This window comes from Janthinobacterium sp. LPB2021202312-11-4 (genome assembly GCF_037049705.1).
Classification (GTDB): domain Bacteria; phylum Pseudomonadota; class Gammaproteobacteria; order Pseudomonadales; family Pseudomonadaceae; genus Aquipseudomonas.
On the sequence record NZ_JBAGKV010000008.1, the window covers coordinates 94,922 to 107,562 of the forward strand.

Consider the following 12,641-nt stretch of genomic DNA (forward strand, 5'->3'; position numbering starts at 1 on the left):
ACTACTTGTGGTAAGGGTGGCCGGACAGAACTGTCCAGGCACGGTACAACTGTTCGCCGATCAGAATCCGCACCAACGGGTGCGGCAACGTCAACGGCGACAACGACCAACGCTGATCGGCCCGGGCACAGACTTCCGGCGCCAGCCCTTCGGGGCCGCCGACCATGAAATTCACCGTGCGCGAGTCCAGCCGCCAGCGATCGAGTTCGACCGCCAGTTGCTCGGTGCTCCAGGGCTTGCCGTGGACTTCAAGGGTGACAATCCGCTCGTTCGGCCCGACCTTGGCCAGCATGGCTTCGCCTTCCTGACGGATGAAGCGCGCCACGTCGGCGTTCTTGCCACGGGTATTGAGCGGTATTTCCACCAGTTCCAGCGCCAGCTCGGACGGAAGACGCTTGGCATATTCATGCCAGCCTTCTTCCACCCACTTGGGCATGCGTGAACCGACGGCGATCAGTCGCAGTCGCACAGCGGTCCCTTACTGCTGGTCTTTGTTGAGCTTGATGAAATGCTCGTGGGTGTTTTCCGGGCTGTGGTGAGCCGCGTTCAGCGCACGGCTCTGCTCGGCACCGGACCACAGACGCTCGAGGTCGTAAAACTGACGAGCCGAAGCGGTCATCATGTGCACGATCACGTCGTCCATATCCAGCAGGACCCAGTCGCTGTCGCCTTTGCCTTCTTCACCCAGTGGCTTGACGCCCAGGGCTTTGACAGCTTCGCGAACCTTGTCCAGCATCGCGCCGATCTGGCGGTTGGAGGTACCGGTGGCGATGATCATGTAGTCAGTGATGCTCTGCTTTTCGCGAACGTCGATGACCTGGATGTCCTGGCCTTTCACGTCTTCCAGGGCAGCAACGGCAACCTTGACCAGCTCGTCACCCTTGAGGGGCTCGGTGGTGAGAACCGGCTCAGGCAGCGGGGCGCTCTTGAACGTGCCTTTGCGCTTTACTTTAGTTACGTCTTTGTTCGTCATATAAAACTCGTTTTGCTCGTATGTTCGGGCGTTTCAATACACGTCGTTACGTGCCTTGAAACGTGCCCTTTTTTCAGTTCGACGCACGGTAGAGACCGTGCGCATCGATGTAGGCCAGGACCGCGTCGGGCACCAGGAAACGTACCGACTTACCGCTGGCCAGCAGTTGACGGATCTGGGTGGCGGATACCGCGAGCGGTGTCTGCCAGACGAATGCAATCTGTCCGCTCGGCCCTTTAAGGGCCAGCGGGTCGCTCACCGAGCGTGCCGCCAACAGATTGCGCAAGGCATCCGGCGGTTCGCTGTCGGCATCCGGGCGTTGCAGCACCAGGATGTGGCAATGCTGGAGCAACTCTTCCCAGCGGTGCCAAGTGGGCAGGCCGCAAAATGCGTCCCAGCCCAAAAGTAGAAAAACCTGGGTTTCAGCGGCCATTTCGGCACGCATCAATTCCAGGGTATCGATAGTGTAGGACGGTTTGTCCCGCTGCAATTCGCGGGCGTCCACCACCAACGGCGCCACACCGGCCACCGCGCACTCGACCATCGCCAAGCGGTCCTGCGCCGACACCTGCGGCGTGTCCCGATGGGGCGGCCTGGCACTGGGTGTCAGGCGCAGCTCATCGAGGCCCAGGGATTCGGCGACTTCCAGTGCACCGCGCAAATGGCCGATGTGCACCGGGTCAAACGTTCCGCCCAGCACGCCAATGCGTCGAGGCTCAGCCTTGCCGGCAGTGTCCGGGGCTGACGGGTCGAGGTCGCCCAAGTCAGACCGACTCCTGTCCGCGCAACTGGCCATCACCGACCACGATGTACTTCTCGCAGGTCAGACCTTCGAGGCCCACCGGGCCGCGGGCGTGCAGCTTATCAGTAGAAATGCCAATCTCGGCACCCAATCCGTATTCAAAGCCATCGGCGAAGCAGGTCGGCGTGTTGATCATCACCGACGACGAGTCGACTTCAGCCACAAAACGCCGGGTGTCCGCGAGGTTTTCGCTGACGATCGAATCGGTGTGGTGGGAGCCGTGCTTATTAATGTGCTCGATGGCCTGGTCCAGCCCGTCGACCACACGGATCGACAGAATCGGCGCCAGGTATTCGGTGTTCCAGTCATCTTCAGTGGCCGCAACGGCCTCGATGATCGCCCGGGTGCGTTCGCAGCCACGCAGCTCGACGCCTTTTTCGCGGAACTGGGCAGCCATCGATGGCAGGAAATCTTTGGCAACGCTTTGATCGACCAGCAAGGTTTCCATCGCGCCGCAGATGCCATAACGGTAGGTTTTGGCGTTGAAGGCGATGCGCTGGGCTTTCGGCAGGTCGGCGTGGGCACTGACGTAGACGTGGCAGATGCCGTCCAGGTGCTTGATCACCGGCACGCGGGCGTCGCGGCTGACGCGCTCGATCAGGCCTTTGCCACCGCGCGGCACGATGACGTCGACGTATTCCGGCATGGTGATCAGCGCGCCGACAGCCGCACGGTCGGTGGTTTCGACCACTTGCACCACGGCGGCCGGCAGGTCGGCCTCGGCCAGACCGCGCTGGATGCAGGCGGCGATGGCACGGTTGGAATGAATCGCCTCGGAACCGCCACGCAGGATAGTCGCGTTACCGGACTTCAGGCACAGGCTGGCGGCATCGATGGTCACGTTCGGACGGGACTCGTAGATGATCCCGATCACGCCCAGCGGCACGCGCATCTTGCCCACCTGGATACCGGACGGGCGAAAGCTCATGTCACGAATCGCGCCGACCGGGTCCGGCAGGGCCGCGACCTGACGCAGACCGACGATCATGCCGTCGATGCGCGCCGGGGTCAGTGCCAGGCGCTCCAGCAATGCGGGCTCAAGACCATTGGCCCGACCGGCGGCCAGATCCCGTTCATTGGCTGCCGTCAGCTCGCCACGAGCAGCGTCCAGCGCATTGGCAGCGGCCTGCAAGGCGCGGTTTTTCTGCGCAGTGCTGGCACGGCCGATGATGCGCGACGCTTCGCGGGCAGCGCGACCCAGGCGGGTCATGTAGTCGAGGACGGACTCAGTCATGTCTGATGGGGTCTTGGCAAAGATGAAAGCGGCAGATTATAGCTGTCGCGCCCTGGGACTAACAGCGGTGACGGGCGGATGGTCGAAATGGAGGGCAATTAGCCGACGTTCAGCCGTGATTAAGCTGCAAATTGTTATCATCGCGGCTCAATCAGCCCTGATAAACGCCGTTCATCATGTCCAACCTGACTGTTCGCGCCGCCCTTTCAGCCCTGCCCGCGGCGCTGCCCGACGCTTTTTTCGACCGCGACGCACAAGTGCTGGCCCGGGATTTACTCGGTAAAGTCATCCGCCACCGGGTTGGCGATTTGTGGCTCAGCGCCCGGATTATTGAAACCGAAGCCTATTACTGCGAAGAAAAAGGCAGTCATGCCTCCCTCGGCTACACAGAAAAGCGTAAGGCTTTGTTTCTGGATGGCGGCCACATCTATATGTATTACGCCCGGGGCGGCGATTCCCTGAACTTCAGCGCCCAAGGGCCGGGCAACGCGGTACTGATCAAATCCGCCTACCCATGGGTCGATGAATTAAGCGGGCCGGCGAGCCTGGCGCAAATGCTGCTGAACAACCCCGACGCTCAAGGTCGTCCTCGGCCCTCGCAAAAACTCTGCGCCGGCCAGACGCTGCTGTGCAAGGCACTGGGTTTGAAGGTGCCCGTCTGGGACGCCAAGCGTTTTGATCACGAGGTGCTGCTGGTGGAAGACGTCGGCCCGGCGCCGGCACACATTATTCAAACCACACGCCTGGGCATCCCCCACGGGCGTGACGAACACCTGATGTACCGCTTCGTTGATGCGGCTTACGCGCCGTACTGCACACGGAACCCGCTGCGACGGGGACAGGTCGAAGATCGCGATTATTTTTTGCTGTAAACACATCTCCCCGTAGGAGCTGCCGAAGGCTGCGATCTTTTGACCTTGATCTTTCCGGTATCGCTGAAAATCAAGATCAAAAGATCGCAGCCTTCGGCAGCTCCTACGCCGGGCTCAATTCATAAATGGAGTTGTAGGTATGGGCCCATGGCTCGATAGCATCACTGGCTGGTTGACGGTCAATCCGCAATGGCTGGCCGCCGCCGTGTTTATCGTGGCCTGTGTCGAATGCCTGGCGATTGCCGGGTTGATCGTGCCCGGCACCGTTTTGCTGTTCGCCGTGGCGGTGCTGGCCGGTAGTGGCGCGCTGCCCCTGGGTGAAACCCTGTTGCTGGGTTTTCTCGGTGGCTTGCTGGGCGATGTGGTGTCGTACTTCCTGGGGCGGCATTTCCATCAGAACATCCGGCGCCTGCCCGGCTTGCGCCATCACCCTGAATGGATTGCCGGGGCCGAGTCCTATTTCCAGCGCTATGGCATCGCCAGCCTGTTGGTCGGGCGTTTTATCGGGCCGTTAAGGCCGATGCTGCCGATGGTGGCCGGGATGTTCGACATGCCTTTCCCGCGTTTCGCCGCCGTCAGCCTGTTGGCCGCCGCTGGCTGGAGCGTGGCGTACTTGCTGCCCGGCTGGGCCACGGGGGCGGCGATTCGTTTGCCGTTGCCGGAAGGGTTCTGGCCGCAAGCAGGGATTGTCGCGGGCAGCATCGCGGCGATGATCGGTTTGAGCGTCACCAGCAGTTTGCGTCGCCATCGCCACGCCACGGCCTATATCGCCGGCCTGGGTTTGCTGATTCTGCTGGGGCTGTTTATCGGTTATCCGCACCTGACCGCTCTTGATCAAGGCGTGATGACCCTGGTGCAAGAACACCGCAGCCCAATGCTCGACGAGGTGGCGGTGACCTTCACGCTGATCGGCGAATTCCGCAACATGCTGGTGTTCAGCGCCCTACTGACCGGTTTGCTGCTGCTCACCCGGCAATGGCGCCAGGCGATTTTCGCCGGCGGCGCGTTGCTGTTTACAGCGCTGGGCAACACCGTGACCAAACACTTTTTCGCCCGCCTGCGCCCGGAAGTGCTGACCGACCCGCTGACCAGCTACAGCATGCCCAGTGGTCACGCCTCGGGCTCTTTCGCGCTGTTCCTGGCCATCGCCGTTCTCGCCGGACGCGGGCAACCGCCACGCATGCGCCTGACCTGGCTGCTGTTGGGGTGCTTGCCAGCGCTGGCGATTGCAATGTCGCGGGTTTATCTCGGCGCGCATTGGCCGACTGACGTGCTGGCCGGCGCAATGCTGGCGGCGTGCGTTTGTGCGGCGAGTCTGTGGTTGAGCCAGCGGCAGACGCCGCTCAACCCGATGCCGCCCAAGGTCTGGTGGCTGGTGCTGCCGGCGCTGCTGGTCTTGTTTACCTTCTTCGTGTTGCGGCATTTGCCACATACGATGTTGCGATACGCTTATTGAAGATCAAAAGATCGCAGCCTTCGGCAGCTCCTACACAGGATCGGCGTACGATCCGCAGGCTGCGATCTTTTAGCGATCACGCAAACAATTCGCCCTGCAACTCATCCAGCAACGCCTGAATCGCATCCAGCCGTTGCTGCGGATCATCGAGTTGCAGCAGGTCGATCTTGTCCACTTCGGCAAATGGCAGCAGATACGCCAATTGATTGGCCAAGGACTGTTGCCCGGTCGCTTCTGTGCCCATGTTCAGCGCCTCGACCATCGGGTGCTCGGCCAGGGCCTTGAGCAGCGCGACCAGGTCGGCGTCTTCATCCTGTAACGGTTGTTCCGGTTCGTCTTCCAGCCACTCGACGTCGGCGACGGTCAGGTGATCGCGCTGGACCTCGGCGCGCAACACGTGGAAGCGGCGCCCGCCCTGCACCCGAATCCCCAGCAGGCCGTTGTCCTGCTGTTTGAAATCGGTGATCAAGGCTTCACACCCCACCAGCGCATAACCCGCCGGGGCGATGCCGACTTCTTCGCCGTCAAGGATGCACACCACGCCAAAGCCGCCGCCCTGTTTCATGCAGCGGCTGATCATGTCCAGGTAGCGCGCCTCGAAAATCTGCAAATCGAGGATGCACCCCGGAAACAGCACCGTGTTCAGCGGGAATAACGGCAAGCTCATAGACATTTCCTTACACCACCATCGACACCGCCAACGGCAGGAACACCGCCGTGGCCACGCCCATCAGACTCATCGCCAGCGCCGCGAAGGCGCCGCACTCTTCACTTTCCTGCAACGCCACCGAGGTGCCGACCGCGTGGGCGGTCATCCCTAAAGCCATGCCTCGGGCCTCAGGGCTGTGGACACCCAGCCTGGTCAACAGGCTCGGACCAAAAATCGCGCCGATCACGCCGGTAATCAACACGAACACCGCCGCCAGCGCCGCGACGCCACCGATCTGCTCGGCCACCAGCATCGCAATCGGCGAGGTCACGGATTTCGGCGCCATGGTCATCAGGATCATGTGCTCGGCCCCGAACCACCAGCCCAGCAACACGCCCATGCCCGTGGCGACCACGCCGCCTATCACCAGCGTAGTAAATATCGGCCAGAACAACTGCCGAATCCGTCGCAGGTTCAGGTACAGCGGCACCGCCAGGGCAACGGTGGCAGGCCCCAGCAGGATGCTGAGGATCTCGGTGCTCTTGCGGTACTCGGCGTAGGTCAGGCCGCAGCTCACCAATACACCAATCACCAGCACCATCGACACCAGCACCGGTTGCAGGAAGATCCAGCGGGTTTTCTCGAACGCCGCGAGCACCAGTTGATAGGCGCCCAAGGTAATGCCGATGCCGAACAGCGGGTGGTGAATCACCGCATCCAGCGCGCCGTGCCAGTCGAGGATCATTGGCCTTCCCCGCGATGGGCGTGACGCTTGATCAGGCGCTGCATCAGCACACCGACGAAGGCCATGGACAGCACCAGCGACAACACCAGCGCGCCGGCGATGGCCCAGAAGTCGGCGGCGATGTCCTTGGCGTAGACCATCACGCCCACAGCGGGCGGCACCAGCAGCAGCGGCAGATAACGCAACAGACTGCTGGCGGCCAGACTCAGCGGTTCGCCGACCTCGCCACGCATGATCAGGTAAACCAGCAACAGCAGCAGACCGATAATCGGCCCCGGCAGCACCGGCAACAACAGGTGGTTGATGGCTGTGCCCAGCAATTGGAACAGCACCAGCCAGGTCAGGCCACGTAACAACATCCGGCATCTCCCGTGCGCACTCCCCACAAAAAAGGGGCCCGGCATTATAAGCACGCCGACGCTATACACCGGCATTCGCCAAAAGCATGGTCAGTTGACCGGAGCAATTTGCCATGTTGATCTAAAGTGGTAATCCGGGAGGTCAAATCCCCCCACCTCAAAACTATAAAACCGATGAACCCAAGGAGAGTCTCAATGCCCTATGTTCCCGTTGCAGAGCTCAAAGATTATGTCGGCAAGGAACTTGGACGTTCCGAATGGCTCACTATCGATCAGGAGCGCATCAACCTGTTCGCCGAAGCCACCGGGGATTTTCAGTTCATTCACGTCGACCCGGTCAAAGCCGCGCAAACGCCATTTGGCAGCACCATTGCCCACGGTTTCCTGTCGCTGTCGCTGATGCCCAAACTGATGGAAGACATCCTGATCCTGCCCGAAGGCGTGAAGATGGTGGTCAACTACGGCCTGGACAGTGTGCGTTTCATCCAGCCGGTGAAAGTCAATTCACGGGTCCGGCTCAAGGTCGACATGAACGAAGTCACCGAGAAAAAACCCGGCCAATGGCTGCTCAAAGCCACCGCGACACTGGAGATAGAAGGCTCGGATAAACCGGCGTACATCGCTGAACCGCTGTCCCTCTGTTTCGTGTAAACCATCCCGGATGCGAAGCAGCGCACGCTGTTTCGCGACCTTCTCTATATATACGATGCGTAGCTGCGGCATACTCGGTCGCCTAATTGCCCGGAACCCGCTATGCGCTCACTTGCACCCCTCGCTTTGACCCTGTTGCTCACCGCTTGCGGCGATGGCGAATCGCTGTTGTCCCCTGACGCCCGCCTGCCGGACGGCGGACGCTATCGCGGGGATTTGGTCAACGGACTGCTGCAAGGCCAGGGTCGCATCGACTACCCCAACGGCAGTTGGTACGCCGGCCAGTTCGACAAAGGCCAGTGGCATGGCCAGGGTGAGTGGCACGGCAGCAACGGCGAAGTCTATCGCGGGCAGTTCCAGCAAGGTCTGTTCGACGGCCAGGGCACGCTGACCACCAATGGCAGCAGCTACACCGGCGGTTTCAAGCTCGGCCGGCGTGACGGTGAAGGCACCCTCAAAGAAAACGGCATGACGTACCGTGGCGAGTTCAAGGCCGACCAGTATTCCGGGCTCGGGCGTCTAGAACTCGAAGACGGCAGCTCCTATCAAGGCCAGTTCGCCCACGGCAAACCCAACGGCGAAGGGCAGCGCGGCGACTCCAGCGGCAACCAGTTCAGCGGGCATTTCGTTGATGGCCAACTGGAAGGCAACGGCACCTTCAACAGCGCCGACGGCGATATTTACGTCGGCAGCTTCAAGGACAACCAGCTCAACGGCAAGGGCCGCTACGAGAACGCCGACGGCGACGTCTGGATCGGCCAGTTCAAGGAAGGCGCGCTCAGCGGCAAGGGCGAACTGATCGGCACCGACGGCAGCCACTACGTCGGTCAATTCAGCGACTGGCGCTTTACCGGCCAGGGTCGGTTGAACCTGGCCGACGGCAGTTTCTACGTCGGTGGGTTTGACGGTGACAGCTATTCGGGGCGCGGCACTCTGGTGCTGACCGATGGCAGCGTCCTCAGCGGCACCTGGATCAACGGCCAGCGCGTGCGCGACGCCGACGGCAAGTTGCTGCCCGACACCCTTGAACTCGGCTTGCTGGCCCAGGGCCGCTTGCTCGACGAAGCGCTGGCCGCCGTCCCCGCCTCGACCCCGGCGGTCGAGTTGTACACCCTGACCCTCGGTGGCGACGGCAAGCAGAGCGTGTTCCTGCGCGAGTCCGACTACGTCGCCAACATGCTCGCCAGCCGCTTCGGTGCTTATGGCCAAATCCGCCTGGTCAACCATCGCGACCACCTCGCCGACCGGCCAATGGCCACTCGGGAAAACCTGCGCCGCGCCGCCCAGACCCTGGCCGAACGCAGCGGCCCGGAAGACTTGCTGTTCATCTACCTCACCAGCCACGGCACCAGCGAACACGAACTGGTGCTCGACCAGCCGCGCATGGAGCTGGCCGACCTGCCGGCCGACGAACTGGCCGCGGTCCTGGCGCCGCTGAAGAATCGCGACAAGATCGTTGTGATTTCGTCCTGCTATTCCGGCGGTTTCATCCCGGCATTGAAAGACGAACGCACCCTGATCATGACCGCCTCGCGGGCCGACCGGGTGTCCTTCGGTTGCTCGGAAGAAGCCAACTTCACCTACTTCGGCGACGCGCTGTTCGCCCAGGCACTGAACCAGACCGACGATCTGGAGCAAGCCTTCAAACTGGCCAAGGCCACCGTGGCCGAGCGCGAACTGGCGGACAACTTCGAAGCCTCCGAGCCACAGATCTGGGCACCGAAAACCGTGCTCGCCCACTGGCAATTGCTGCGCAAACAGCAAGCGCGAAAAGCATTACAAAGTGCTGCTGTCAGCAGCAAGGACGCCAAGAGCAACTAAGCTGATTAGTATCAAGGGGGAAACACTATGTACTTGACGCCTCAGCATGTACTGCTTGCCGGAGCGACCGGATTAACCGGCGAACATTTGCTTGATCGCCTGCTCAACGAGCCAACGATTACGCGGGTCCTGGCCCCTTCACGCCGGGCACTGGCCGAGCATCCCCATCTGGAAAACCCGGTAGGCGACCCATCGGTGTTCCTGCCCCAACTGAACGGCCGCGTCGATATCGCTTACTGCTGCCTCGGCACCACCATCAAACAGGCCGGTTCCGAGGAGGCGTTTCGTGCGGTGGACCTGGACATGGTCGTGGCCTTCGCCAAACGCGCACGGGAAATGGGTGCACGGCACCTGATCGTGATCAGTGCCTTGGGGGCCGATCGCAGATCCTCGATTTTCTACAATCGGGTCAAAGGCGAGATGGAACACGCATTGCGCGAACAGGATTGGCCGCAGCTGACCATTTGCCGCCCCTCCCTGCTGCTGGGCGACCGGGTCGAACCGCGCCTGGCCGAGCAATTCGCCGGGCCGTTGTCGCGCTTGATTCCAGGCAAATACCGTGGCATCGAAGCCTGCCAACTGGCCCGCGCCATGTGGCGCCTGGCGCTGGAAGAGCAGGACGGCGTGCGGGTGGTTGAGTCGGATGAGTTGCGTAAGTTAGGTAAATAATTCTGCGGTGTCTTGGAGGACGCTTTCGCGAGCAAGCCCGCTCCCACATTGGATCTGTGTGGGAGCGGGCTTGCTCGCGAAGGGCACAACACCGATCCAAAGCCGAACGCTACAACCCACCCGTCGCCTGAAAACTCACCCCGATCACCGTCAACACCGACAACGGCAACAACAGCGTGTCGAGCAACGCGCTGGCCGGCAGGTCGATCTGGGGATAACTCGGGGCCTCGGCTCCAAAATGATCCTTGGCGCAGCACCCGCCATTGATCGCATACAAATCCAGGCGCGTCCCGGAATACACGATGGGCGCCCCCGGTTGCGCGGCGTCGAGGGTTCGGGCGGTGGCGCAGCCCGTCAGTTGCAACGCCAGCAAGACCATCAGCAGCTTATTCATCGCTGCTCAAATGGTGCTCGCCCCAACGCGGCAGCATGTCCTGAGGAATGTTCAACAGATTGAGAATCCGCGCGACGACGAAGTCAATCAGGTCGTCGATGGTCTGTGGCTGGTGATAGAAGCCCGGCGAGGCCGGCAGAATCGTCACGCCCATGTTCGACAGCTTGAGCATGTGCTCCAGATGAATGCTCGAATACGGCGCCTCACGGGGCACCAGAATCAACTGGCGACGCTCCTTCAAAGTGACATCGGCGGCCCGTTCGATCAGGTTGTTACAGGCCCCGGTGGCGATGGCCGACAAGGTCCCGGTCGAACACGGCACCACCACCATCGCCGCTGGCGCGCCGGAGCCCGAGGCCACCGGCGACATCCAGTCTTCCTTGCCGTACACCTTGATTTGCCCGGCGGCAGCGCCGGTGTATTCGGTGAGGAACGCCTGCATGGTCTGTGGCTTGGGCGGCAACGTCACGTCGGTCTCGGTGGCCATCACCAGTTGCGCAGCCTTGGAGATCAGGAAGTGCACCTCGCGGTCCTCGCGCACCAGGCAATCGAGCAGGCGCAAACCGTACTGGGCGCCGGACGCACCGGTCATCGCCAGGGTGATGCGTTCCGGGCCGTTGTTCATTTCAGCGCCTCGGCGAGTTTACCGTGCAGGCCACCGAAGCCGCCGTTGCTCATGATCACCACGTGAGTACCGGGCTGGGCCTGGCTCTTCACGCGCTCAATGATGCCTTCCAGGGAATCGCTGACGATCGACGGCACGGTGCACAACGCCGCCGTGCCGGCCAGATCCCAGCCGAGGTTGGCCGGCGCGTACCAGATCACTTGATCGGCATCGACCACGCTTTCCGGCAAACCGTCACGGTGCGCGCCGAGCTTCATGGAGTTGGAGCGTGGCTCGATGATCGCGATCAACGGCGCATCACCGATCTTCTTGCGCAAGCCGTCGAGGGTGGTGGCGATAGCGGTCGGGTGATGGGCAAAGTCGTCGTAAATGGTGATGCCATTGACCTGCGCCACCACTTCCATCCGTCGTTTCACGCTTTTAAACGCGCTCAACGCAGCAATGCCCATCGATGGCACCACACCAACATGCCGCGCCGCCGCCAACGTGGCCAAAGCGTTGGCGACGTTGTGCTGGCCGGTCATGTCCCACTCGACCACGCCTTGGGCGACGCCTTCGAACATCACTTCGAACTTCGAACCGTCCTCGCTCAGCAATTTGACCTGCCATTGACCGCCGGCACCGGTAGTTTGCACCGGGGTCCAGCAGCCCATCTCGATCACGCGCTGCAAGGCAGGCTCGGTGGTCGGATGGATCACCAGACCTTCGCTCGGAATGGTTCGCACCAAATGGTGGAATTGCCGCTCGATGGCCGGCAGATCGGGGAAGATGTCGGCGTGATCGAACTCAAGGTTGTTCAGGATCGCGGTGCGCGGGCGGTAGTGAACGAACTTGGAGCGTTTGTCGAAGAACGCGCTGTCGTACTCGTCGGCCTCGATCACAAAGAACGGCGTGTCGCCCAGGCGAGCGGACACCGAGAAATTCTGCGGCACGCCGCCGATCAGGAAGCCCGGGCTCATGCCCGCGTGTTCCAGCACCCAGGCGAGCATGCTGCTGGTGGTGGTCTTGCCGTGGGTACCGGCGACGGCCAGCACCCAGCGACCTTGCAACACGTGATCCGCCAGCCATTGCGGGCCGGAAACGTAAGGCAGGCCTTTGTTCAGGACGTACTCGACGGCTGGGTTACCACGGGACATGGCGTTGCCAATCACCACCAGATCCGGTGCCGGATCGAGTTGAGCGGGATCGTAGCCTTGGGTCAACTGAATGCCCTGAGCCTCAAGCTGAGTGCTCATCGGCGGATAGACGTTGGCATCGGAGCCGGTCACGTGATGCCCCAGTTCTTTGGCCAGAACCGCCATCGAACCCATGAAAGTGCCGCAGATACCCAGAATATGAATGTGCATAGTCGACCTCGTAAAACATGGCCGCAGGTTAGCGTAGGGAGGGGA

15 protein-coding genes are annotated in these 12,641 nt (G+C 61.7%); 5 read left to right on the forward strand and 10 right to left on the reverse strand.

Annotated elements, in window-relative coordinates:
• Window position 1: 1 nt before the first annotated feature.
• The 4 genes from rlmH to V5E99_RS11130 form a co-directional block, all read right to left on the reverse strand.
• Window positions 2-469 carry a 23S rRNA (pseudouridine(1915)-N(3))-methyltransferase RlmH gene (rlmH, locus tag V5E99_RS11115; RefSeq protein WP_003185785.1) on the reverse strand — a complete coding sequence of 156 codons (468 nt, stop codon included), beginning with the start codon at window positions 467-469 and terminating at the stop codon, window positions 2-4.
• Window positions 470-478: 9 nt separating this feature from the next.
• The gene (rsfS, locus tag V5E99_RS11120; RefSeq protein ID WP_131063098.1) at window positions 479-973 is read right to left on the reverse strand and encodes a ribosome silencing factor; all 495 of its coding nucleotides are present in this window, start codon (window positions 971-973) and stop codon (window positions 479-481) included.
• Window positions 974-1,046: 73 nt separating this feature from the next.
• A complete protein-coding gene (nadD, locus tag V5E99_RS11125; protein WP_499802504.1) occupies window positions 1,047-1,736 on the reverse strand; it encodes a nicotinate-nucleotide adenylyltransferase in 690 nt (229 codons plus the stop codon).
• A gap of 1 nt (window position 1,737) precedes the next feature.
• Complete coding sequence (locus tag V5E99_RS11130) at window positions 1,738-3,009, reverse strand: glutamate-5-semialdehyde dehydrogenase (RefSeq protein WP_499802505.1); 1,272 nt, start codon at window positions 3,007-3,009, stop codon at window positions 1,738-1,740.
• 176 nt (window positions 3,010-3,185) lie between these two features.
• Between V5E99_RS11130 and V5E99_RS11135 the strand changes: the two genes are divergently transcribed.
• Together V5E99_RS11135 and V5E99_RS11140 are read left to right on the forward strand one after the other, a co-directional pair.
• On the forward strand, window positions 3,186-3,881 hold the full coding sequence (locus V5E99_RS11135; protein ID WP_499802506.1) for a DNA-3-methyladenine glycosylase: 696 nt from the start codon (window positions 3,186-3,188) through the stop codon (window positions 3,879-3,881).
• A gap of 139 nt (window positions 3,882-4,020) precedes the next feature.
• Entirely contained in the window at window positions 4,021-5,337 is a 1,317-nt protein-coding gene (locus tag V5E99_RS11140) for a bifunctional DedA family/phosphatase PAP2 family protein (protein ID WP_499802507.1), read from the forward strand.
• Between the two features lie 76 nt (window positions 5,338-5,413).
• Here V5E99_RS11140 and V5E99_RS11145 read toward each other — a convergent pair whose 3' ends face one another.
• Genes V5E99_RS11145 through V5E99_RS11155 form a run of 3 tightly spaced genes read right to left on the reverse strand, consistent with a single transcriptional unit; the run spans window position 5,414 to window position 7,090 of the window.
• Entirely contained in the window at window positions 5,414-6,004 is a 591-nt protein-coding gene (locus V5E99_RS11145; RefSeq protein ID WP_499802508.1) for an LON peptidase substrate-binding domain-containing protein, read from the reverse strand.
• 10 nt (window positions 6,005-6,014) lie between these two features.
• Window positions 6,015-6,731 carry an LrgB family protein gene (locus V5E99_RS11150; RefSeq protein WP_499802509.1) on the reverse strand — a complete coding sequence of 239 codons (717 nt, stop codon included), beginning with the start codon at window positions 6,729-6,731 and terminating at the stop codon, window positions 6,015-6,017.
• Entirely contained in the window at window positions 6,728-7,090 is a 363-nt protein-coding gene (locus V5E99_RS11155; protein ID WP_499802510.1) for a CidA/LrgA family protein, read from the reverse strand. Before V5E99_RS11155 ends, V5E99_RS11150 begins: the two co-directional genes overlap by 4 nt.
• Before the next feature lie 195 nt (window positions 7,091-7,285).
• Between V5E99_RS11155 and V5E99_RS11160 the strand changes: the two genes are divergently transcribed.
• The 3 genes from V5E99_RS11160 to V5E99_RS11170 all read left to right on the forward strand — a co-directional run bounded on the left by V5E99_RS11160 (window position 7,286) and on the right by V5E99_RS11170 (window position 10,231).
• Window positions 7,286-7,741: a MaoC family dehydratase gene (locus V5E99_RS11160; RefSeq protein ID WP_499802511.1), complete on the forward strand. Its 456-nt coding sequence runs from the start codon at window positions 7,286-7,288 to the stop codon at window positions 7,739-7,741.
• Between the two features lie 102 nt (window positions 7,742-7,843).
• The gene (locus V5E99_RS11165; RefSeq protein WP_499802512.1) at window positions 7,844-9,562 is read left to right on the forward strand and encodes a C13 family peptidase; all 1,719 of its coding nucleotides are present in this window, start codon (window positions 7,844-7,846) and stop codon (window positions 9,560-9,562) included.
• A gap of 27 nt (window positions 9,563-9,589) precedes the next feature.
• Window positions 9,590-10,231 (forward strand): oxidoreductase, encoded by a 642-nt coding sequence (locus V5E99_RS11170; RefSeq protein ID WP_499802513.1) that lies wholly within the window; start codon window positions 9,590-9,592, stop codon window positions 10,229-10,231.
• A 109-nt stretch (window positions 10,232-10,340) separates the two neighbouring features.
• Here the strand turns inward: V5E99_RS11170 and V5E99_RS11175 are convergent, their stop codons facing one another.
• The 3 genes from V5E99_RS11175 to mpl are packed head-to-tail and all read right to left on the reverse strand — an operon-like array spanning window position 10,341 to window position 12,596.
• Entirely contained in the window at window positions 10,341-10,625 is a 285-nt protein-coding gene (locus V5E99_RS11175) for a YceK/YidQ family lipoprotein (protein WP_499802514.1), read from the reverse strand.
• Window positions 10,618-11,250, reverse strand: a complete 633-nt coding sequence (gene ubiX / locus V5E99_RS11180) for a flavin prenyltransferase UbiX (RefSeq protein WP_169372913.1) — start codon at window positions 11,248-11,250, stop codon at window positions 10,618-10,620. Before ubiX ends, V5E99_RS11175 begins: the two co-directional genes overlap by 8 nt.
• Window positions 11,247-12,596 (reverse strand): UDP-N-acetylmuramate:L-alanyl-gamma-D-glutamyl-meso-diaminopimelate ligase, encoded by a 1,350-nt coding sequence (gene mpl, locus V5E99_RS11185; protein WP_499802515.1) that lies wholly within the window; start codon window positions 12,594-12,596, stop codon window positions 11,247-11,249. The genes ubiX and mpl overlap by 4 nt, the downstream gene beginning before the upstream one ends.
• Between the last annotated feature and the right edge of the window lie 45 nt (window positions 12,597-12,641).

What these genes read in the sequence shown, in the direction of transcription:
- rsfS (WP_131063098.1), bottom strand. Translation starts at nt 973, where the DNA reads ATGACGAACAAAGACGTAACTAAAGTAAAGCGCAAAGGCACGTTCAAG.
- V5E99_RS11130 (WP_499802505.1), bottom strand. Translation starts at nt 3,009, where the DNA reads ATGACTGAGTCCGTCCTCGACTACATGACCCGCCTGGGTCGCGCTGCC.
- V5E99_RS11135 (WP_499802506.1), top strand. Translation starts at nt 3,186, where the DNA reads ATGTCCAACCTGACTGTTCGCGCCGCCCTTTCAGCCCTGCCCGCGGCG.
- V5E99_RS11140 (WP_499802507.1), top strand. Translation starts at nt 4,021, where the DNA reads ATGGGCCCATGGCTCGATAGCATCACTGGCTGGTTGACGGTCAATCCG.
- V5E99_RS11145 (WP_499802508.1), bottom strand. Translation starts at nt 6,004, where the DNA reads ATGAGCTTGCCGTTATTCCCGCTGAACACGGTGCTGTTTCCGGGGTGC.
- V5E99_RS11150 (WP_499802509.1), bottom strand. Translation starts at nt 6,731, where the DNA reads ATGATCCTCGACTGGCACGGCGCGCTGGATGCGGTGATTCACCACCCG.
- V5E99_RS11155 (WP_499802510.1), bottom strand. Translation starts at nt 7,090, where the DNA reads ATGTTGTTACGTGGCCTGACCTGGCTGGTGCTGTTCCAATTGCTGGGC.
- V5E99_RS11160 (WP_499802511.1), top strand. Translation starts at nt 7,286, where the DNA reads ATGCCCTATGTTCCCGTTGCAGAGCTCAAAGATTATGTCGGCAAGGAA.
- V5E99_RS11165 (WP_499802512.1), top strand. Translation starts at nt 7,844, where the DNA reads ATGCGCTCACTTGCACCCCTCGCTTTGACCCTGTTGCTCACCGCTTGC.
- V5E99_RS11170 (WP_499802513.1), top strand. Translation starts at nt 9,590, where the DNA reads ATGTACTTGACGCCTCAGCATGTACTGCTTGCCGGAGCGACCGGATTA.
- V5E99_RS11175 (WP_499802514.1), bottom strand. Translation starts at nt 10,625, where the DNA reads ATGAATAAGCTGCTGATGGTCTTGCTGGCGTTGCAACTGACGGGCTGC.
- ubiX (WP_169372913.1), bottom strand. Translation starts at nt 11,250, where the DNA reads ATGAACAACGGCCCGGAACGCATCACCCTGGCGATGACCGGTGCGTCC.
- mpl (WP_499802515.1), bottom strand. Translation starts at nt 12,596, where the DNA reads ATGCACATTCATATTCTGGGTATCTGCGGCACTTTCATGGGTTCGATG.